Origin of the sequence: Nocardia sp. NPDC058658, assembly GCF_042716665.1 — a bacterium.
Classification (GTDB): domain Bacteria; phylum Actinomycetota; class Actinomycetes; order Mycobacteriales; family Mycobacteriaceae; genus Nocardia.
In genome coordinates, this window is record NZ_JBHXRR010000003.1 from 57,716 (window position 1) to 81,496 (window position 23,781).

A 23,781-nucleotide genomic window follows, 5' to 3' on the forward strand; every position below is an offset into this window, starting at 1 on the left:
ACGGAAACTGGTCCGGTTTATTACCGAAACGAATACGCTTCTCATCGTCTGCGGACGCGTTCTGGTGTCGGGGTCGATGATGGAGGTCGGGAGATAGCCGAGTCATTGCTGGTTGCATGGCGGCGAGCCGGATGGCCGCGATCGTGTCATAGCCGATCGCACTGAATCCGGTGTGAGCGGGTGGATTTCGGGCAGGGTGCCCGAGGTTGGCCACCCTCGCGCCGATCCCGTCCCCCCGGTTGGGCCGGGGAGTTCCGAGTGTTTGTGCGGCCGCGTGGCGTTACCCGCGGCCGGTAATGGAAGGCAGTGTTGCGATGACCAACCCCACTCCGGCGCGCGCGGAAACAGAACAGCTGGCAGCGCTGGTGGCGACGGTCGCGGCGATCGATCCGGGGCGGATCGCGGTCGAGTTCGACGGTAGCGCGGTGTCCTACGGCGAGCTCGATGCGCAGCTCGTGACGATGGCCGAGCTCACCGGCGGGGCGTTGGACGCGGAGACGCTGGTGCAGGTCGTGCTCGCCGAGCTGTTCCCCGGGGTGGTCGACGCGGCCGAGGGGACCTTCGGTGTGCTGTTGGAATCGCTGGGTGTGGATGCGATGGCAGTGCTCGGGGTCGAGGCGGCGGTTGTCGGTTCGACGCTTGTCGACCGGTTCGCCGAGCAGTTGGCGCGGACCCCCGACGCTGTCGCGGTGCAGTTCGGTGCGCAGACGCTGACCTATACGGAATTCGATGCCAGGGTGCGGGTGCTCGCCGGGCGGCTGGTCGAGCTCGGTGTGGGGCCGGAGTCGCTGGTCGGGCTCGCGCTGCGGCGCAGTGTCGAGTTGATCGTCGCGGTGCACGCGATCGTGCGGGCCGGAGGTGCGTATGTGCCCCTGGACCCCGATCATCCGGTGGACCGGTTGCACTATGTGCTCGAGGTGGCGCGGCCGGTCGTGGTCGTGACGCGTACTTGCGATGAGCCGGATCTGAACGGTGCGCCGGTACTGCGCACCGACGACATCGACTGGGACGCGGTGCCCGGCGAGGTGGCGTCCGGGGCGCGGGCCGACAATACGGCCTACGTCATCTTCACCTCCGGGTCGACGGGTCGGCCGAAGGGCGTGGCGGTGACCCACGGGGCGATCGTGGCGAACCTGGACTGGCGGCAGCGCTGCTACGGCATGACCGATGCCGATGTGGTGTTGCAGAAGACGCCGTTCACCTTCGACGTGTCGGTGTGGGAGCTGTTCTGGCCCTTGCAGGTCGGTGCGCGACTGGTTGTCGCCGAACCCGGTCGACACGGTGATCCCGCGTATCTGGCGGCGTTGATCGCCGAGCACCGGGCGACGGTGACGCACTTCGTGCCGTCGATGCTGGCCGCGTTCGTCGGTGACGTGAGCTCCGAGGCGGATCTGTCGTCGTTGCGGATGGTGTTCGCCTCCGGTGAGGCGCTGCCCGCCGCTACCGCCGCACGGCTGCGCGCCCTGTCGTCGACCGCGCTGCACAACCTGTACGGGCCGACCGAGGCGGCGGTCGATGTCACCGCGCACGAGGTGAGCGCCGCCGACGAGGTGTCGGTGCCGATCGGCGGTCCGGCCGACGACACCGGGCTGCTGGTCCTCGACGAGAACCTCGACCGGGTGCCCGTCGGGGTGGTGGGTGAGCTGTATCTGTCGGGTGTGCAGTTGGCGCGCGGGTATGTGGCGCGGCCGGGTCTGACGGCGGACCGGTTCGTCGCGAACCCGTACGGGGTGGCCGGTGAGCGGATGTATCGCACCGGTGACCTGGTGCGTTCGGTGCGCGGCGAGCTGGAATACCTGGGGCGCACCGACTTTCAGGTGAAGCTGCGCGGCCTGCGGATCGAGCTGGGCGAGATCGAGGCTGTGCTGGCCGCGCATCCTCGGGTCGGCAACGCGGCGGTGGTGCTGCATCGGCATGCCGCTGGTGAGGCGCTGGTCGGCTATGTGGTGAGCGTCGACGGTGCGGTGCTCGACGAGGCGGAGCTCGTCGCGCATGCCAAGGCGTCGATGCCGGAGTACATGGTGCCGTCGCTGCTGGTGCAGCTGGACGCGATGCCGATCAACGCCAGTGGCAAGCTGGATCGTAAAGCGTTGCCGCAGCCCGATTTCCGGGTCGCGGCTGCCGAGTTCCGCGAGCCGCGTACGGCGACCGAACGTTCCGTCGCCGCGCTGTTCGCCGAGCTGCTCGACGTGGAGACCGTCGGGTTGGACGACGACTTCTTCCGCCTCGGTGGCAATTCACTGATCGCCACCCGTGCGATCGGCCGGTTGCAGGCGAATTTCGGTGTGCGGGTGGATGTTCGCGACTTCTTCGACAGTCCGACCGTGGCTGTGCTGGCGAAGCTGATCGAGGGTGGGGCGGTCGATGATCGGCCCGCGCTGGTCGCGGGTCCGCGTCCTGCGGTGTTGCCGTTGTCGCCTGCGCAGCAGCGGATGTGGTTCCTGAACCGGTTCGATCCGGAAACCGGGGCGTACAACATTCCGATCGCGGTGCGGTTATCCGGGGTCTTGGATCTGGATGCTCTGCGGGCGGCGGTCGGGGACCTGATCGCGCGGCACGAGGTGTTGCGGACGGTGTATCCCGAGGTCGACGGGGTGGGGACGCAGCGGGTGCTCACGCCAGTCGCCGCGCTCGAAATGCTTGTCGCCGAATCGAACTCGGCGGTTGTCGGCGTTGGTGCTGATGGCGTCGACAGGTCGGTCAGCGTCGCTGTTGGCGCTGATGGCCCTCATGCGGGTGCGAGGGTGGGGAGCGGCACTGCTGATGTGAGTCAGCGGGACCATGGTGCCGGCGGTTCGATTCCGTCGGCCGTGTCGATGCTGCTCGACCCGATCAGCGTTGGCGCGCAGGAGCTTCCGGATGTCTTGGCCCGGGTGATCCTGCACGGATTCGATGTCACCGTTGCGCCGCCGGTGCGGGCGAGGCTGTTCGAGGTCGACGGTGATCACGTCTTGGTGCTGGTGGTGCACCACATCGCCTCCGATGGTTGGTCGGCCGGACCGCTGGTGCGCGACACGATGGCCGCCTATTGCGCGCGGACCGAAGGTGCTGCGCCGCAGTGGAATCCGTTGCCAGTGCAGTACGCCGATTACACCCTGTGGCAGCGTGCGATCCTCGGCGCGGAGGACGATGCCGATTCGCAGGCCGGGCGGGAGATCGCGTTCTGGCGTGACTCGCTGGCCGGACTGCCGGACGAGTCCAGCTTGCCGACCGACCGGCCGCGCCCCGCCACGGCGTCGATGCGGGGTCGCCGGGTCTCGTTCGAGCTCGATGCCGACGTGGTCGCGGCGCTGAATGCTGTTGCCGCAGAGCAAGGTGCGACGCTGTTCATGGTGCTGCACGCGGCGCTGTCGGCGCTGATCGCTCGCCTGTCGGGCAATGCCGATGTGGCGATCGGCACGCCGGTCGCCGGGCGTGGAGCCGCCGAACTCGACGACGTCATCGGCATGTTCGTCAACACCGCCGTGCTGCGCACCCGGGTGCGTGGCGCCGAACCGTTCGCCGAGCTGCTCGGCCGCGTTCGGACCGGGGACCTGGCCGCCTTCGACCACACCACCCTGCCGTTCGAGCGTCTCGTGGAGGTACTCGCGCCGCCGCGTTCGGTCGGTCGTCATCCGCTGTTCCAGGTGGCGCTGTCGCTGCAGAACCTGCCGCCGACGAGCTTCGAACTTCCCGGTCTGCGTGCCGCCGCCGTCGACCTGCCCTACGACATCGAGAAGTTCGATCTCTCGGTGACGGTGCGTGATTCCGCCGGCGGTCTGTCCGGCGAGTTCTCCTACGCCACAGATCTGTTCGACGAGCCGACGGTCGCGAACATGGTATCGCGCTTCACCGGCCTGCTCACCGCGATCGCCGCCGCCCCGCAGACACCGGTTGCCGATCTGCCCCTGCTGATCGACACCGAACTCGCCGACCTGACCACCCGCACCGGTGGCCCGTCGACCCCCGCTCCGCTGCTGCCGGAAGTACTGGCCCGCGCCGCCGCCGACCCCGGCGCGATCGCGATCCGCGACGGCGCCCGCACCCTCACCTACGGCGAACTCGACACCGCCGCCACCCTCCTGGCCGCCCGCCTGGTCGACCTCGGCATCGGCGCGGGAGACCTTGTCGCCGTGAGCATCCCGCGCTCAGCGGACTCGGTCACCGCCATCTGGGCCGTCGTGAAGTCCGGAGCGGGTTTTCTCCCGGTCGACCCGACCTACCCCGCTGACCGCATCGCCCACATGCTCGCCGATTCCGGTGCGGCCGTCGGCATCACCGTCGACGCGGTGCCGGCGGACCTGCCGGCCACAGTGAACTGGCTGGTGCTCGACCGCGTGACATCTGCTGCAGGCGCAGCATCGCTCGCCGATGGTGGCGACGGCGTCGTGGTCTCTGCGGGAGGACATGTTTTTTCGAACGGTGCCGAAAATGTGCACGATGTGAACATTTTCGGGAGTGCTGCGAAAAGCACTTCGGTCGGGGCCTCGCGGGCGGACACCGCAGGCGGTATCACGGCCGGCGGCAGCGTGGCGGATGGCGCCACGGCGGGTGGTGCGGTTGGAAGGCGGGCGGTGGATCCGTTGGATCCCGCGTACGTCATCTACACGTCCGGCACCACCGGTCTGCCGAAGGGTGTGGTGATTGGGCAGGGTGCGGTCGCGGCGTATCTGCCGGTGCAGGCGGGGCGGTATCTGGCGTCGGCGGATGCGCGGGTGCTGCATGTGGCGTCGCCGTCGTTCGATATCTCCGTGGCCGAGTTGCTGCTCACCGTGACCGAGGGGGCGACGATGGTTGTCGCGCCCGTGGGGGTGTTCGGTGGGGCGGAGCTGGGGGAGTTGTTGCGGGTCGAGCGGGTGACCCATGTGATCATCACGCCGTCGGCGCTGGCGACGGTGAACCCGGAGGGCCTGGATGCGCTACGGGTGGTCGTTGTCGGCGGTGAGGCGTGCCCGGCAGAGCTGGTCGCGCGGTGGACCGCCGCGATTCCGGGGCTGATCTTCCGCAACGGGTACGGGCCGACCGAGGCGACCATCGTCACCAATATCAGCGAACCGCTCAGTGCCACAACGCCTGTCACGCTCGGCGCGCCCGTCGAGGGCACCACCGAACTGGTGCTCGACGAGCGGTTGCAGCCGGTGCCCGCCGGTGTCGTCGGTGAGCTGTACATCGCCGGCCCGCAGCTCGCGCTCGGCTACCACCGCAGGCCCGCGCTGACCGCCGGACGGTTCGTCACCAATCCCTTCGGCGAGCCCGGCGAGCGGATGTACCGCACAGGTGACACCGTGCGCTGGGTTCAGCGCGACGGCTCGTTCGATCTGGAATACCTGGGCCGCAACGACTTCCAGGTGAAGGTGCGCGGCTTCCGGATCGAGCTGGGGGAGATCGACGCGGTCCTCGCCCGGCACGACACCGTCGACTTCGCGGCCACCATCGGTCATCGCACCGAGGCGGGCGCCACGCTGCTGGTGTCGTATGTCGTGCCGGTCGCCGGTGCCACGGTCGATACCGCGACACTCGTCGCGCACACCGCCGCACACCTGCCCGCGCACATGGTGCCGTCGGCGATCGTCGCCCTCGACGCGGTGCCGCTGACCCCGGTCGGCAAGCTCGACCGCGCCGCATTGCCCGCGCCCGTCTTCGAAGCCGCCGCCTACCGGGCGCCGGAAACGGCTGCCGAGCAGGTCGTGGCCGCCGCCTTCGCCGAGGTTCTCGGACTCGACCGGGTCGGCCGTGACGACGACTTCTTCGACCTGGGCGGCAACTCCCTGCTCGCCACCAGGTTGATGGCGCGCATCGGCACCGATCTCGACATCCGCATCCCCGTCCGCCAGCTCTTCGACACCTCCACGGTGCTGACGCTGGCCGCGGCCGCCGATCGTCTGCGCGGCACCGGCACCGGCCCCGCGCTGGTGGCGGGAAACCGCCCCGATCCCATTCCGCTCTCACCCGCGCAGCAGCGCATGTGGTTCCTCAACCGCTTCGATCCAGGCTCGGCCACCGACAACATCCCCCTGGCGGTCCGCCTCACCGGCACCCTCGACATCGCCGCACTGCAGGCGGCGATCGTCGACGTGCTGGACCGGCACGAGGTGCTGCGCACCCGCTACCCGGAACTAGACGGCAACGCCATCGCCGAGATCCTTCCGGCCACCGGATTGCTGCCCGAGGTGCACCCCCAGATCGTGGCCGCGGCCGACCTGTCCGACGCCGTGCGCACCTTCGCGTCGATCGGCTTCGACCTCACGCTGGATGCCCCCATCCGCGCGACATTGCTCCGCGTGTCCCCGAAGGGTGAAGCGCTGGACAATGATTCGGTATCTGTGGCTCCCGCTCACATTCTTGCGGAGGCAGATCGAGTCGGCTCGCCGGTTCGGGCCTCGGGTGGCGCCCTCGACTCGGCGGACCTGGCGAAGTCTGTCGGTTCGCGCCACGCCGAACGCGAATCGGAAGTGGTGCGTGCGAGTGCCACCGTGCGAGGCGACGCCGAGTATGTGTTGGTCATCGTGTTGCACCACGTTGCGGCCGATGGGTTCTCGTTCGGTCCGTTGATCCGGGACGTGCTCACGGCCTACAGCGCGCGAGCCGTCGGTGAAGTCCCGAGTTGGACGCCGTTGGCCGTGCAGTACGCCGACTACGCCGTCTGGCAGCACGCGGTGCTCGGCGATGTGGCCGATCCGGAATCGGTTGTAGTGAAGCAGCTCTCGTTCTGGCGTGACGCGCTGACCGGGATCCCGGAGCAGTTGGAACTGCCCGCCGACCGGACCCGCCCGGCGGTCGCTTCCCGGCGCGGTGGGATGCACGGCATCGAGATCGACGCCGACACCCATCGGGCGCTGACGGAATTCGCTCGCGCGCAGGGTATTACGGTGTTCATGGCCGCGCACGCGGTTTTCGCGGTGCTGTTGGCGCGGTTGTCGGCGACCACCGACATCGCGATCGGCACCCCGGTGTCGGGGCGTGGTGAACGCGCGCTCGACGATCTGGTCGGCATGTTCGTCAACACCTTGGTCCTGCGCACCGAGGTAGCGCCCGCGATGCCGTTCACCGAGCTGATCGCCCGGGTTCGCGACACCGATCTCGCTGCCTTCGGTCATGCGGACGTGCCGTTCGAGCGGCTGGTCGAGATCCTGGACCCGGTGCGCTCCACCGCCCGCAACCCGCTGTTCCAGGTGATGCTGTCGCTCAACGAGGACACCCCGAGCGAACTCGCCCTCCCCGGCCTCACTGTCGCCGGATTCGACCTGGCCACCGGTGTCGCCAAGTTCGACCTCGAACTCACCCTCACCGAACACCGCGACGAAAGCGGCACTCCCGCCGGCATTTCCGGCGCGTTCCTGTACGCCACCGACCTGTTCGAAGCCGCCACTGTCGCCGGTTTCGCCACCCGCCTGCACCGCCTGTTCACGGCCGTCCTCGCCGACCCGACCCGACCCGTCGGTGACATCGGAATCCTCGATCCGGCCGAGCAGACCGAACTCCTGACGACGTGGAACGACACCGCGACCGAGTCGGACCGCACCGCGACTCTCGCCGCGCTTTGCGCCGCACAAGCTGCCGCTACGCCCCACGCGATCGCCGTGGTGGTTGATGCGGACCCTGCCACCGGCGACGTGCCGACTTCTCCGGCTGCCGTGGTGTCCTCGAGCGCGATTTCCAGGCTCGAATACGCCGCGGTCGATGCGATCGCCGCGCACCGCACCGGGGGTGCGGCTACGCGTGGCGCCGGGGATTCCCCTGCGGTGGTGGAGCTTTCGTACGCGGAATTCAGCGGGCGGGTCGCGCGACTGGCCCGGCATCTGATCGGGCTCGGAGCGGGGCCGGGTTCGCTGGTCGCGGTGGCGATGCGTCGTGGTGTGGAGCAGTTGGTCGCGGTGCACGCGGTGCTGGCCGCTGGTGCGGCGTATGTGCCGGTGGATCCCGATCATCCGGTCGAGCGGACGGCCGACGTGCTCGCCCAGACGGCACCGGTCTGTGTTCTGACTGTTGCCGGAAGTGGTGTGGCGGTGGGGGAGTCGGTGCTGGACGTCGATGCGCTCGACCTGTCGGCCCTGTCCGGCGAGCCGATCACCGACTACGAGCGGGTGGTTCCGCTGCGTCCGGAGCATCTCGCCTACGTGCTGTTCACGTCGGGTTCCACCGGCAGGCCTAAGGGTGTGGCGGTGCCGCACAAGGCTGTGGTGCACCAATTGCGTTGGCTGCAGCGGGAATACCCGCTCGGTGTCGACGATGTGGTGCTGCAGAAGACGCCGTTCACCTTCGACGCTTCGGTGTGGGAACTGTTGTGGCCCTTGCAGGTCGGTGCGCGACTTGTGCTCGCCACCGCTGATGGGCATCGCGATCCGGCCTACCTGGCGGCGGCCACTGCGCGCCATCGGGTGAGCGTGGTCCAGTACGTGCCGTCGGTGCTCGCCGCCGTGGTGGCAGAACCTGTTTCGGCGCACGCGGATTCGTTGCGATTGGTGTTCGCGGGTGGCGAAGCGCTGACGACAGACCTGGCGCTGCGGGTGCGCGAAAGCACCGGCGCGACCGTGGTGAACCTGTACGGGCCCACCGAGACCGCCATCCAGGTCACCACCCATGAAGTGCGCGACGAACAGGGCGCGGCGGTGCCGATCGGCGCTCCGGTCGCCGGAACCCGTGTGTACGTGCTGGATTCGCGCCTGCACCCGGTGCCCGCGGGTGTCCCGGGCGAGCTCTATGTCGCGGGCGCCCAGCTCGCCGACGGCTACCACGGCCGCGCCGACCTCACGGCCGAACGGTTCGTCGCCGACCCCTTCGGCACCGGCGAACGCCTCTACCGCACCGGCGACCTGGTCGCCTGGCGCACCGGCGCCGCCGGCCCCGCACTCCATTACCTGGGCCGCACCGACTTCCAGGTGAAACTGCGCGGCTTGCGCATCGAACCGGCCGAAATCGAAGCCGCCATCGCCTCGGTTCCCGGTGTCAGCCGGGTCGCCGTCCTGGTCCGCTCCGACGAAGGCCGGCCCGACCAGCTGGTCGCCTATGTCGCCGGAGAAGTTCTGGAACCCGCCGATCTCGACGCCGCGATCGCCGCCGTGTTGCCCTCCTACATGATTCCGGGCGCCTACGTCTTCCTCGACGAGTTGCCCGTCAACGCTTCCGGCAAGCTCGATCGCCGGGCACTGCCCGCGCCACAATCGCAGCAGCGCGAATACCGCGAGCCGGCCACCGCCACCGAGCGGATCGTCGCCGCGACCTTCGCGGGGGTGCTCGACCTCGACCGGGTCGGTGCCGGTGACGACTTCTTCGCACTCGGCGGCAACTCCCTGCTGGCCACTCAGGTGGCGGCGCGGCTCGGTGCGGCCCTGGATGCTCGGGTGCCGGTGCGGGAACTGTTCGAGGCGAGTACCGTCGACGGCCTCGCCGTGCGGCTGGACGCCCTGCGCGGCACCGGCAGCAGGCGTGGACCCGTGGCAGGTCAACGGCCGCAACGGATTCCGCTCTCGCCCGCGCAGCAGCGGATGTGGTTCCTGCATCGCTTCGATCCGGACTCGGCCGCGTACCACATTCCGGTCGCGATCCGGCTCAGTGGCGAGCTCGATACCGCCGCGCTGCGTGGGGCGCTGGGTGATCTGATCGCTCGGCACGAGACGCTACGCACGACCTATCCCGAATTCGACGGTCAGGCAACACAACTCGTCGGCGCGGCGTTCGTGCCCGACCTCGCCGTGGTCGATGTCGCGGCCGAGGACGTGCCCGCCGCGGTGGTCGAGGTCCTCGCCGGTGGTTTCGACATCACGACCGAGGTGCCGGTGCGCGCCGCCCTGCTGCGGGTCACGGCGACCGAGCACGTGCTGGTGCTCGTGGTGCATCACATCGCGGCGGACGGGTGGTCGATGGGTCCGCTGACCCGCGACCTCGTCACCGCCTACGCGGCTCGCACCGCGGGCGCGCAACCACAGTTGCCCGCGCTGGCCGTGCACTACGCCGATTACGCGCTGTGGCAGACCGAGGGGCTCGGCAGTGTCGACGACCCGGACGCGCCGCTGGCCCGTCAGCTCGGCTACTGGACCGACCGGCTCGCGGGTTTGCCCGATGTCCTGACCCTGCCCGCCGACCGGCGCAGGCCGCTGATCGCCTCCAACCGGGGCGCGACCCTCACCACCACCCTCGGCGCGGACCTGCATCGCGGGATCGAGGAGCTGGCCCGCGCACACCGGGCGAGTCCGTTCATGGTTTTGCACGCCGGGCTTTCGGTGCTGCTGGCCCGCCTCTCGGCCGGTTCCGACATCGTCGTCGGCACACCGGTCGCCGGCCGCGGTCATCGCGAGCTCGACGACATCGTCGGCATGTTCGTCAACACCCTCGTGCTGCGTGCGCGGGTCGAGACCGATGCCCGCTTCGCCGACCTGCTCGACGAGGTCCGCGCGGGTGATCTCGATGCGTTCGACAACGCCGACGTGCCGTTCGAAAGCCTCGTCGACGCGCTGAATCCCGAGCGCTCGCAGGGGTATTCGCCGCTGTATCAGATCTCCCTCGCATTGCAGAACCAGCGCAGGACCGCGTTCGAACTGCCCGGCCTCACACTGTCGGGGCTGACGCTGCCGGATGCGCCGATCGAGGTGGATCTGGACTTCACCTTCGTCGACCGTTTCGCGCCCGACGGCTCACCCGACGGTCTCGACCTCGAACTGCGCTACGCCATCGACCTTTTCGACGCCGACACCGTCACGACCATGGTCGGCATGCTCGAGCGGGTGCTACAGGGCGCCGTTGCCGAACCAGGCACCGCCGTGGGCGATCTCGCGTTGCTCGCCGACACCGACCGTGCCGAGATCCTCGCGAGCCACCACGGTGACGTCGTGCCCCTCGATGCTGAGCTGGCCGAACTGGGCGTGCGTGCCCCGCTCGCCGCGCACCTGCTCGATGCCGCGGCCGCCCGCGACCCGCACGCCGTGGCGGCGATTTTCGAAGGCGCCGAGATCACCTACGGTGCGCTCGCCGCCCGAGCCAACCGGCTCGCGCGCAGGTTGATCGACTGCGGTGTGGGCCCGGAAACAGCGGTGGCCGTTGCTGTTCCGCGCAGTATCGAACTGCTGGTGGTGTTGCACGGCGTGCTCGCCGCCGGCGGGGTGTACGTGCCGATCGATCCGGCTCAGCCCGCCGACCGCATCGGGCATGTGCTGGCGACGGCCGCGCCGCGACTCGTCGTCGTCGCGTCCGCCGGCGACCTCGACCATGTGGACAGCGGCATCCGATCCGCCACGGCGTCAGTGCATTTCGCGGCTGCTTCCCGCTCGGGGTTCGCGGTGCTGACCGTCGCCGAGCTCGAGGGCGCGGTGTCAGGCGCACCGCTCACCGACGCCGAACGCCTCGCGCCGCTGCACCCGGAGCACCCGGCGTATGTGCTGTTCACGTCCGGCTCCACCGGTACGCCGAAGGGTGTGCTGATCTCGCATCGCGCCGTGGTCAACGAACTCTGCTGGCTGCGTGGCGAATACGCGATGAGCGCGGCGGATCGGTTCCTGCAGCGCGCGCCGCTGACCTTCGACGTCTCGCTCTGGGAACTCCTCGCACCCGCCCTTCTCGGCGCCCCGCTGGTGCTGCTGCGGCCCGGGGGTCACCTCGACCTGGAATATCAGGCGCGCGTGGTGCGCGAGCAGGGCATCACCATCATGGAGATCGTGCCGTCGGTGCTGGCCGCGATGCTGGCCGAGGGGCTCGGCGACGCGCTGAGCGGGCTGCGGATGCTGCACGTGGGCGGCGAGGAACTGCCCGCCCCGCTGGCGGCCACCGTGCTCGCCAGTGTTGCTTGCGAGCTGCACAACACGTACGGCCCGACCGAAGTGGCGATCACCAGCACCTTCCAGCAGATCACGGCGCCGGTCGAGCAGACCGAGCTGCCCATCGGCAGGCCCACCTGGAACGTGCGCGCCTACGTGCTCGACGAGCGCCTGCACCCGGTGCCCGGCGGTGTCGCGGGCGAGCTGTATCTCGCGGGCGACCAGTTGGCTCGCGGCTACCTCGGCAAGCCCGACCTGACCGCCGACCGTTTCGTCGCCGATCCGTTCGGGGCCGAGGGTGCGCGCATGTACCGCACGGGTGACCTCGTCCGTCGCGATCGCACGGGCGCGCTGGTGTACCTGGGCCGCAACGACTTCCAGGTGAAGATTCGTGGACTTCGGATCGAGCTGGGTGAGATCGAGGCCGCCCTCGGTGACGCACCCGGGGTCACCCACGCGACCGTGCTGCCCGCCACCGACGATGCCGGTCGACAGTGTCTCGTCGGCTACGTCGCGGGCGAGGTCGACAGCACGGCGGTGCGTGCGCATGTCGCGGGTCGGGTGCCCGCGTACATGGTGCCCGCACACCTGGTGGTGCTCGACACCGTGCCGCTCAACTCCGCGGGCAAGCTCGACCGGGCCGCGCTGCCCGCCGCCGATCTGTCCGCCACCACCGCGTACGTGGCGCCGCGACCGGGTGCGCAGACCGCGCTCGCAGGGGTGATCAGCGAATTGCTCGGGGTGGCGCGCGTCGGTGCCGACGACGACTTCTTCGCCGTGGGCGGCAATTCGCTGCTCGCGATGCGGCTGGTCGCGCGCGCCAACGCGGCCCTCGGCAGTGCGCTGGACGTGCGCGATGTGTTCGACGCTCCGACCGTCGCGGGACTCGCCGAACGTGCGGGGGCCAAGGGCGAACAGCTGCCCGCGCTGACCGTGGTGCGTCCGCGTCCGGATCGAATCCCGTTGTCGCTGGCCCAGACTCGCCTGTGGTTGCTGAACCGGATCGACCCCGATTCCGCCGTCTACACCCTGCCCATCGCCTTGCGCCTGACCGGCGACCTCGACACCGATGCGCTGTGGGCCGCGCTCGCCGACGTCCTCGACCGGCACGAATCGCTGCGCACCGTCTTCCCCGAGGACGCCGACGGCCCGACCCAGGTGGTCCTGCCGGTCGACGCCGTGTTGCCCGCCACGGTCGTGCGCGAAGTAGCCGAGGCCGAGCTGGCCGACGCCGTGCGCACCCTCATCGGTGAGGGCTACGACCTGACCACTCAGCCCCCGCTGCGGGCCGCCCTGCTGCGCCGCGTGGAGCGGGTCGAACCTGTACGCCGGTCCGACGAGCTCGGAACCGGTCTCGCGGTGACCGATGATGTCTCTGTTGCGGCTGACCTGTTCGCACGTCGCGTTGTCGCGGCAACAGACCCGGTGACCGGGGACGAAGTCGGCGACGCTGTGGCGGGGAAGATCGTTGCCACAGTCGGCACTGGTGCGGATGTCACAGGTTCGGACGAGACAGAGCATGTGCTGGTGCTCGCGGTGCATCACATCGCGGCCGACGGTGTGTCCACGACACCGCTGGCGCGTGACCTGATCGCTGCCTATGCCGCGCGCGCTGCGGGGATCGCTCCGGTGTGGGAGCCGTTGCCGGTGCAGTATCTGGACTTCACCCTGTGGCAGCACGCGGTGCTCGGCGATGCCGCGGACCCGGAGTCGCGGCTGGCGCGGCAACTGGGCCACTGGCGTGACGAATTGGCCGGAGTCGCACCGGTTCTCGAATTGGCGACGGATCGGCCTCGGCCCGCTGTGCGCACGGGTTCGGGTGGTGCTGTCGGATTCGATGTGCCCGCCGAGGTGGTCGCCGGGATCGAGGACCTGGCCCGTCGGCACGGGGTGTCCACGTTCATGGTGGTGCACGCGGCGTTCGCGGTGCTGCTGTCCAGGCAGGGTGCGGGTGCGGATGTTCTCGTCGGTACGCCGGTCGCCGGGCGGGCGGATGCCGCGCTCGACGATCTGGTCGGCATGTTCGTCAACACCCTCGTGCTGCGGACCGCCGTCGATACCGGTGCCCGGTTCGGCGAGCTGCTCGCCGAGGTGCGGGCCGCCGACCTGCGGGCCTTCGCGCACGCGGATCTGCCGTTCGAGCGGCTCGTCGACGAGCTGAATCCCGCACGCTCCACCGCGTATTCGCCGATCGTGCAGGTGATGCTCGCCTTCGAACACCACGACGACACCGTCATCGAACTGCCCGGCCTGCGGATCGACGAATTCGCCATGCCCGCGGCGACAACCCAGTTCGACCTGTCCCTGGCGATCAACGAGACCGTCGGTACCGCAGGGGAATCCGGGATGCGCGGGTGGTTGCGCTACGCCACCGACCTGTTCGACGCCGACACGGTGGCTGCCTTCGGCGCGCGGTTCGTGCGGGTGCTGAGCGCTGTTGTCGCCGATGACAGCGTCGCGGTCGGTGAGATCGACCTCCTCGATGCCGCCGAGACCGCCCAGCTCGCGGCCTGGAACGACACCGCCGCCCCGCTCGACGTCGACGCGACGCTGGTCTCGCTGTTCGTCGCGCAGGCCGCGCGTACTCCCGACGCGGATGCCCTCGAGTTCGAGGGACAGCGGATCACTTACGGCGAGTTCGCTGTTCGGGTCGCCCGGCTGGCACGGTGGCTGATCGCCGAGCAGGTCGGGCCCGGCGCGATCGTCGGTGTCGGGCTGCGGCGCGGCATCGACCTGCTGGTCGCCATCTACGCCGTCCAAGCCGCGGGCGCCGCATACCTGCCGCTGGACCCTGACCACCCGGCCGACCGGATCGCCGATGTTCTGGCGACCGCGACACCGGTCTGTGTGCTGGCTGCCGCGGGTTTCCCCGAAGCCGGTGCATCCACAGGCCGACCCGACCTGTCCACCCCGGACCTCGTCCACCCGGTCGCGGGCGTTTCCCACACACCCAATGACGCGCGCGTCACGCGCGTTGTCGATCCCGCCACGCTCGATCTGTCCGGGTTCGCTGCGGCCCCGGTGACCGATGCCGAGCGGATCCGGCCGTTACGTGGCGCGGACCTGGCGTACGTACTGTTCACGTCGGGTTCGACCGGTAAGCCCAAGGGGGTCGCGGTATCTCACACCGCGATCGTCAACCGCCTGGTCTGGATGCAGGGCGCCTACCGGCTCGATGCGTCCGACGTCGTCCTGCAGAAGACGCCGATCACCTTCGACGTGTCGGTGTGGGAACTGTTCTGGCCCTTGCAGATCGGGGCCACGCTGGTGATCGCACGCCCGGACGGGCAACGCGACCCCGCGTACCTGGCCGAGGTCATCACTCGCACGGGTGTGGGTATTGCCCACTTCGTGCCGTCGATGCTGGCCGCGTTCCTCGCCGAACCTGCTGCCGCCGAGTGTGTTTCGCTGCGTCAGGTGTTCGCCTCCGGTGAGGCGCTGCCCGCCGCTGATGCTCAGCGCCTGCGCGCGCTGATTCCCGGTGTCGCCGTGCACAATCTGTACGGGCCCACCGAGGCCGCTGTCGACGTCAGCTTCCACGAGGTCACCGACGCCGACACGGTCACCGTGCCGATCGGTGCCCCGGTCGCCAACACCGCCCTGCACGTGCTCGACGCGCGTCTGCGCCCCGTCCCGGTCGGCACTCCGGGTGAGCTGTACCTGGCCGGCGTTCAACTGGCGCGCGGGTACCTCGCCCGCCCCGACCTGTCCGCCGACCGCTTCGTCGCCAACCCGCTCGGCGCCCCCGGCGACCGCATGTACCGCACCGGCGACCTCGTGGTCCGCACCCGCTCGGGCGAACTGGAATACCTGGGCCGCACCGACTTCCAGGTGAAACTGCGCGGCCTGCGCATCGAACTCGGCGAAATCGAAGCGGTGCTCGGCGGCCTCGACGCCGTCGAACGCGCAGTGGTCACCGTCCGCGACGACGGCACCGGCGACTACCTCACCGCCTACGTGGTCCCCGCGGAAGCGAGCCGCGCGGCGACTGGCGCGGACGCCGCAGATGACGGCGCGGCTGGTCCTGTCGACCGCGACCGACGCCACGGCGTCGTAGCGGATGTTCCGTCGCTCGATCTCGATGGCATGAAAGCGGCTCTGCAACAGGCGCTTCCGGCCTACATGGTGCCGAGTGCCTTTGTGCTGCTCGGTGCGCTGCCGGTGAATGCTTCCGGCAAGCTCGATCGGCGCGCTCTGCCCGCACCGGAGCTGGTCGCGCGCGAATTCCGGGCCCCGGCGACGCCGTCGGAGCAGCTGGTAGCCGGCGTGGTCGCCGAGGTGCTCGGTGTCGAACCGGTCGGTGCCGATGACGACTTCTTCGATCTGGGCGGCAACTCGCTGATCGCGACCAGGGTCGCCGCGCGACTCGGGGCGGCATTGAGCAGGCAGGTGCCGGTGGCGCGGATCTTCGAGGCGCCGGTGGTGGCCGCGTTGGCCGCCGCGCTCGACGCCGAGGCAGGCACCGCACGCCTGGCGCTGGTGGCGGGGGAGCGGCCCGCTTCGATTCCGCTCTCGCCCGCGCAGCAGCGCATGTGGTTCCTGAACCGGTTCGATCCGGATTCGGCTGGGTACAACGTGCCGATCGCGGTGCGTCTGAGCGGTGTGCTCGACCTCGACGCGCTCGCCGCGGCGGTGGGCGACCTCGTCGACCGGCACGAAGTACTGCGCACCTACTACCCTGAGACAGCCGAGGGGCCGATCCAGCGAATCCTGACTGCCGCCGAAGCCGGTGTGGCACTGCAGGTTCGCGATGTCGACGCGACACAGATCGTGGCCGAGGTGACGGCGCTGGCCGCCACCACCTTCGATGTGACGGCAGGCGTCCCGTGGCAGGTGGTGCTGTATCGGATCACCGCCGACGAGGCCGTGCTCGCCCTGGTCGTGCACCACATCAGCGCCGACGGTTCGTCGATGCCGCCGCTGGTGCGTGACCTGATGACGGCCTACCTCGCCCGCCGCGATGGGGCGGCACCGCAGTGGACGCCGCTGCCGGTGCAGTACGCCGACTACGCGCTGTGGCAGCGTGCGGTGCTCGGCGACGAAGCCGACCCCGACTCCCTGTCCGCCCGCCAGCTCGACTTCTGGCGCGGCGAACTCGCCGATCTGCCCGATGAGCTGGCGTTGCCGCTGGATCGGCCGCGCCCTGCCGTGCGCACCCTCGCCGGTGGGACCGTGCCGGTCACCCTGGACGCGGACACCCACGCCCGGCTCACCGCGCTGGCCCGCGAATCCGGGGCCACACTGTTCATGGTCGTGCATACCGCGTTCGCGACGCTGCTCGGTCGCCTCTCGGGCAGTGCCGACATCACCGTGGGCACGCCGGTCGCCGGGCGCGGGGAGGCCGCGCTCGAGGACCTGATCGGCATGTTCGTCAACACGCTGGTCTTCCGCACTCGCCTGCGGGCGGGAGAGTCGTTCCAGCAGTTGCTGTTTCGGCAGCGCGCCACCGACCTCGCGGTCTACGCCAACGCCGAGGTGCCGTTCGAACGCCTCGTCGAGGTGCTCGATCCGACCCGCTCCACCGCCCGGCACCCGCTGTTCCAGGTCGGGTTCTCGTTCCAGAACTTCGAGCGAGCCGAACTGGCGCTGCCCGGGATCACGGTGTCGGGACTGGACACCGAGAACGAGCTGTCGCAGTTCGACCTGCACCTCATCGTCAGCGACGAGTACACCGACGGCGTGGCCGCGGGCGTCACCGGCGTCCTCACCTACGCCCACGACGTGTTCGACACCGAGACCGCGGTCGCCATCGCGGGCAGGCTGGAACGGCTGCTCGAGGCTGTAGCCGCCTCGCCGCACACGCCGCTCGATGGCGTGGACGTGCTCGAACCCGCGGAGCGGACCCGCATTCTCGCCGAGTGGAACGCTACCGACCATGAGATCGACAGCACCGCAACGCTGCTCACGCCGTTCCGCGCCCAGGTCCTGGCTCGCCCCGAGGCGACCGCGCTCGTCTTCGAGGGCGCGGAGCTGACCTACGCGGAACTGGACGCCCAGGTCAACCGTCTGGCCCGATACCTGATCGGCGAAGGCGTCGGACCGGATGTGCCGGTGGCACTTGCCATCCGGCGCTCCATCGACCTCGTGGTCGCCATGTACGCGGTGCTCACGGCGGGCGGCGTGTACGTGCCGATCGACCCGGACCACCCGACCGACCGCATCGCCCAGATCCTCGACACCGCGCGACCGCACCTGGTCCTCACCACCGCCGGGGACGAATTCGACTGGCCACCAGTGGCAAGTGGCGCACCGGAGGCGGTCCAGCTGTTGGGCGACGATCGGCAATCGCCGATGCCGGGAGTCGACGGTCCGAGTGTTTCGGCGGCAGGCTCGCCGACCAGTGTCGTTGTACTCGATGTGGTCGACACTGCCCGCTACTCGAGCAATCCGGTAGCGGAGTCCGAACTCCTTGGACCACTGCGGGATTCGAACCTCGCCTACGTGCTGTTCACGTCGGGGTCGACCGGCAAGCCCAAGGGTGTGGCGATGAGCCATGTCGGCGTGCGCAATCAGATCGCGTGGCTGATCGAGCAGTACGGTCTGGGCGGCGGCGATGTGTACCTGCAGAAGTCGGCGGCCGGGTTCGACCTGTCGGTGTGGGGGTTCTTCGCTCCGCTCGCCGCCGGGGCGACATTGATGCTCGCCACACCGGACGGGCACCGCGATCCGCTGTACCTCGCCGAACTCGTTGCCGCGCAGCACATCACCATCGTCGACTTCGTGCCGTCGATGCTGGCGATGTTCGCCGCGCACGCCGACTCCGAGCAGTTGACGAGCCTGCGCCTGGTCCTCGCGATCGGTGAAGCGCTCACACCCGAAACAGTCGGTGCGCTGCGGGCGAAATCCGCTGCGGCGGTGCACAACCTGTACGGACCGACCGAAGCGGCCGTGTCGGTGACCGCGTGGCCCGCCGACGACGCGACCGGACAGACCGTGCCCATCGGTGTGCCCGAATGGAATACCCGCGTGTACGTGCTCGACGAGCGGTTGCGGCCGGTCGCCCCTGGCGTCGCCGGTGAGCTGTACCTGGCCGGTGATCAACTCGCGCGCGGGTACCTCGGCCGCGCCGACCTGACGGCGGACAGATTCGTCGCCGACCCCTTCGTCGGCGCGGACTCCGGTCCCGACGTGGCCCACATCCGGGCCGGGGTGGCAGGCGCCGGTCCCGATGTCGGGCGCATGTACCGCACCGGTGACCTGGTGAAATGGACTCGTGAGGGCGTGCTCGTCTACCTGGACCGCATCGACTTCCAAGTGAAATTCCGTGGTCAGCGCATCGAACTCGGCGAGATCGAGACCGCGCTGCGGGGCCTCGACGGGGTCAGTCAGGCGGCGGCGGTGGTCTCGGCGAGTGCGACCGGCGATCGCCTCGTCGGCTACGCGGTGCCCACTCCGGGCGTCGAGCTGGAACCGGCGGCCCTGCGGTCGGCGGTCGGGTCGGTGCTGCCGTCGTACATGGTGCCGTCGGTGATCGTGGTGCTCGACGCGTTCCCGCTCAACACCTCCGGAAAACTAGACCGAAAAGCCCTTCCCGCACCGGAATTCGTGGCGAAACCGTTCCGGGCGCCGACCAGTGCGGCGCAGCGGGCGGTGGCCGAGGTGTTCGGTGACGTGCTCGGGCGTGAACAGGTCGGACTCGACGACGACTTCTTCGAACTCGGCGGCAACTCCCTCATCGCCACGCGGGTCGCGGCTCGACTCGGTGCGGCACTGTCGACCAAGGTGCCGGTGCGAACCCTGTTCGAAGCGACCACCGTGGTCGATCTGGCCGCCGTGCTCGCGGCGCGGGTCGGTAGCGGTGCGGGGATCGCGCTGACGGCGGGGCCGCGACCAGCCAGGATTCCGTTGTCGGCCGCCCAGCAGCGCATGTGGCTGCTCAACCGGCTCGATCCCGACTCCGCCGCCTACAACATCCCGATCGCGGTGCGGCTCACCGGCGACGTCGACGCCGCCGCGCTCGCCGCCGCGGTCACCGACGTCCTCGACCGGCACGAAGTGCTGCGCACGGCCTACCCGGCCGTCGACGGCATCGGGCACCAGGCGGTGTGGGAGTTCGTGCCGACGCCGGTGGTGGAGACCGTCGATCCGATCGCGGTACCGGCGATCGTCGCAGCCGAGATCGGACGCGGATTCGATGTGACTGTCGCCCCGCCCGTGCGGGCGCGCGTGTTGCGGTGTGCGAGTGACGAAGTCGTGCTGGTGGTGGTGATCCATCACATCAGCGCCGACGGATTCTCCGCCGGGCCGCTGCTGCGCGACACCACCGCCGCCTACCTGGCGCGCCGCGCGGGAACCGAACCCGGTTGGGCGCCACTGGAAGTGCAGTACGCCGACTACACGCTGTGGCAGCGGGCGGTGCTCGGCAGCGAGGACGACGCCGAGTCGGTCGCCGCACGGCAGCTACGATTCTGGCGCGGCGAACTGGATGGCATGTCCGGTCTGCTCGAGCTGCCTGTCGATCGGCCGCGTCCGGCAGTCGCCTCGCACCGGGGTGCGGGTGTCGAAGCCACTGTGCCGCAGCAGGTCTGGCAGCGGGTGCGTCAGTTGGCGCGTCGCGCCGACGCCAGTGAGTTCATGGTCGCCCATGCCGCGCTGGCCGCTCTGCTGGCGCGCCTGAGCGGTGCCGCCGACATCGCGATCGGCACCCCGGTGGCGGGGCGCGGTGAGCAAGCCCTCGATGATCTCGTCGGCATGTTCGTCAACACCCTGGTGCTGCGAACCGGCGTCGACACCGGTGACTCGTTCACCGCACTGCTCCGCGAGGCCAGGCGGGTTGACCTGGACGCGTTCGAGAACGCGGAGGTGCCGTTCGAACGCCTCGTCGACGTGCTCGACCCGACCCGCTCCACCGCGCACAGCCCGCTGTTCCAGGTGATGCTGGCCTTCCAGAACCTGGTCGCCGCACCGGTCGAGGTAGTCCTGCCCGACCTCACCGTCACCGGCCTGGAAGCCGACGCCGCCGTCGCCAAGTTCGACCTCGACCTGGTCCTCGCCGACACCCCCGACGGCGGCTGCGCGGTGAGCCTGACCTACGCCACCGACCTGTTCGACGCCGACACCGCAGCCCGCATCGCCGACGGTTACGTGCGAGTCCTGGATGCGGTCACGGCGAACCCGGACGGTGCGGTCGGCGATATCGACCTACTCACCGAGGACGACCGCCGACTGCTCGCCAGTTGGTGCGACACCGGGCATTCGGGCGCGGGAGGTGTTCTGCCGACGGCGTTCGACCGTCAGGCCGCCGCGACACCGGATGCCGTCGCGCTCGTCGACGGCGGCACCACGCTTACCTACGCCGAGTTCTCGGCACGGGTCAACCGGCTCGCACGTCATCTGATCGAGCTCGGTGTCGGGCCGGACGATGCGGTGGCGGTGGGTGTTCGGCGTTCGGCCGAGCTGCTCGTCGGCGTGTACGCGGTGCTGGCCGCCGGTGGTACCTATGTGCCGATCGACCCGGATCATCCGGCCGAGCGGATCAGCCGGATCCTGCGGATCGCGCAGCCGGTCTGTGTGCTCACCACCGGCCGCGATGCCACCGACCTCTCGGTGTCCGGGGTCGATGTGGTTTCGCTCGATGGGGTGGATCTCGCCGCCTACTCGGCGGAACCGATCCACGATGCCGAGCGATTGCAGCCGCTGCTGCCGGAACACACCGCGTACGTGATCTTCACGTCCGGATCCACCGGCTTGCCCAAGGGTGTCGGCGTACCGCACCGTGCGATCGTCAACCAACTCGACTGGCTCGCACAGCGTTTCGCGTTCGCTGCCGGTGACACCGTGCTGCACAAGACACCGACTACGTTCGACGCGTCGATCTGGGAACTGCTGCTACCGCAGCGAGTCGGTGCGCGAACGGTCATCGCACGACCCGGTGGGCACGGCGATCCCGCCTACCTGGCCGCGCTGATCGCCGAACACCGCATCGACACAGTGCAATTCGCGCCGACCCTGCTCGCGGCGTATGTCGCGCACCTGCATCAGGCGCCCTCCGATCGCGGCGACGGTGAACGGGAGCGTCTCCTGGCAATCGAGTCCGGATTCGCGGAACAGAACGCTCACCACGGTGTCGAAGGTGCGGCTGTTGTGGCCCGCAACGGCGTCGTGCACGGGTCGCTACGGCGGGTGTTCGCGGGTGGCGAGGCGTTGCCCGCCGCGCTGGCGCAGCAGACCCGAGCGCTGACCGGTGCGCAGGTGGTGAACCTGTACGGGCCCACCGAGACCGCGGTGCAGGTGAGCACCCACGTCGTGACCGACGACGACACCGTCACGGTGCCGATCGGGGCGCCGGTGTGGAATACCGGGCTCTACGTGCTCGATGCCCGGCTGCGGCCGGTGCCGCCGGGCGTGACCGGCGAACTGTATGTGGGCGGGGCGCAGCTCGCGCACGGGTACATCGGGTCGGCTGACCGCACTGCGGAACGATTCGTGCCGGATCCACTCGGCGCGCCCGGTTCGCGCATGTATCGCACCGGCGACCTCGTTCGGCTGGCCGGAAGGGACACTCCCGCACTGGAATACGTCGGTCGTGCCGATCTGCAGGTGAAGCTCAACGGTCAGCGCATCGAACTAGGCGAAGTGGAAGCCGCGCTCGGACGGCAGCCGGGAGTCGCGCAGGCCGCGGCCGCCGTGGTGTCCGGGGCCGGCGCGGATCGCCTCGTCGCCTACGTCGTCGCCGCGCGCAACGCGGAGTTCGAGCGTGTCGAAGGCGGTGGCATCGAGGTGGCGGCGCTGCGGGCGGCACTCGCCGCAGAGCTGCCCGGCTACCTCGTCCCCGCGGTGGTGCTCGAGCTGAATGCGTTGCCGGTCAACACTTCCGGCAAGCTCGACCGCAACGCCCTCCCGCGCCCGGAACTTCGCCAGGCCACCTACCGGGCGCCGATCACCGAGACCGAGCAGCTCGTCGCCGGTGCGTTCGCCCGGGTGCTCGGCCTGGATCGAATCGGCATGGACGACAACTTCTTCGACCTCGGCGGCAACTCGCTCACCGCGGTCCAGCTGTCCTCGCGATTGGGCGAAGCGCTGCAGACCACGGTGCCGGTGGCGTGGTTCTTCACCGACCCCACACCCGCCGTCGTCGTGGAACGCCTACGCGCCGAAGACGATTCGAGCGAAGACGCGTTCGCGGTCCTGCTGCCGCTGCGCGCGAGCGGCACCGGCGCACCACTGTTCTGCATCCACCCGGTGGGCGGTGTGTCCTGGTCGTTCGCCGGCCTGACCCGCCACCTCGACCCGCAGCGCCCGATCTACGGCCTGCAGTCGCCCGCCCTCACCGCCGACGAACCGCTGCCCGCCACCATCGACGCCTGGGCGCAGCGCTACATCGCGGCCATCCGCGAGGTGCAACCGGAAGGGCCGTACCACCTGCTCGGCTGGTCGCTGGGTGGGCTGCTGGCCCACGCCGTCGCCACCGGCCTGCAAGCCGAGGGCGAGCAGGTGGCGCAGCTGGCGATGATGGACAGCTGGCTCGGCGACGGACCCGAACAGACCCCGATGCCCACCGTCGGCGACCTCCTAGGAGGCCTGGCCGGTGACGACCTCGCCTTCGACACCGACGGTCTCGCCGCCGCAGCCGCGGGTATCGGCGGTCCACTGGCCGGGCTCGACCGCGCCCGCATCGCCCGCATCATCGACGCCGCCACGGCCTCGATGGCGATGGTCGACGACTACCGTCCGCGCCGCTTCGACGGCGACCTGCACTACTTCGCCGCCACCGTCGACGACCCCAGTGGATCGCGCGGCGCGGCCGGTTGGGCAGGCGTGGTCGGTGGCGCGGTCCACCGGTACGGCATCGCCGCCACGCACTGGGCGATGGCGAGCGAGGCCGCGCTGGCTCGCATCGCGCAGGTCCTCGACGGGACCGAAGCCGGTGCGCACGGGTCATCGGCGACGAGGGCCGATGCACGAGCGGGGGCGGTGGGCGCATAGAATCGCGGAGCCGGCCGTCGTGCCAGCTGTCTGCACCACGAGACATACTCGCGCGTCGCCAGCTCCCGTTTTCGAGAGGTTGAGGAACCATGCCAGCACAGCTCTCCGGTGAGATCGGGTGACGAAGCCG

1 pseudogene is annotated in these 23,781 nt (G+C 69.8%); it reads left to right on the forward strand.

The features are described 5' to 3' along the window. Window positions 1-314 precede the first annotated feature (314 nt). Window positions 315-23,537: pseudogene (locus ACFWUP_RS07605) on the forward strand (non-ribosomal peptide synthase/polyketide synthase); the annotation flags it as partial. Between the last annotated feature and the right edge of the window lie 244 nt (window positions 23,538-23,781).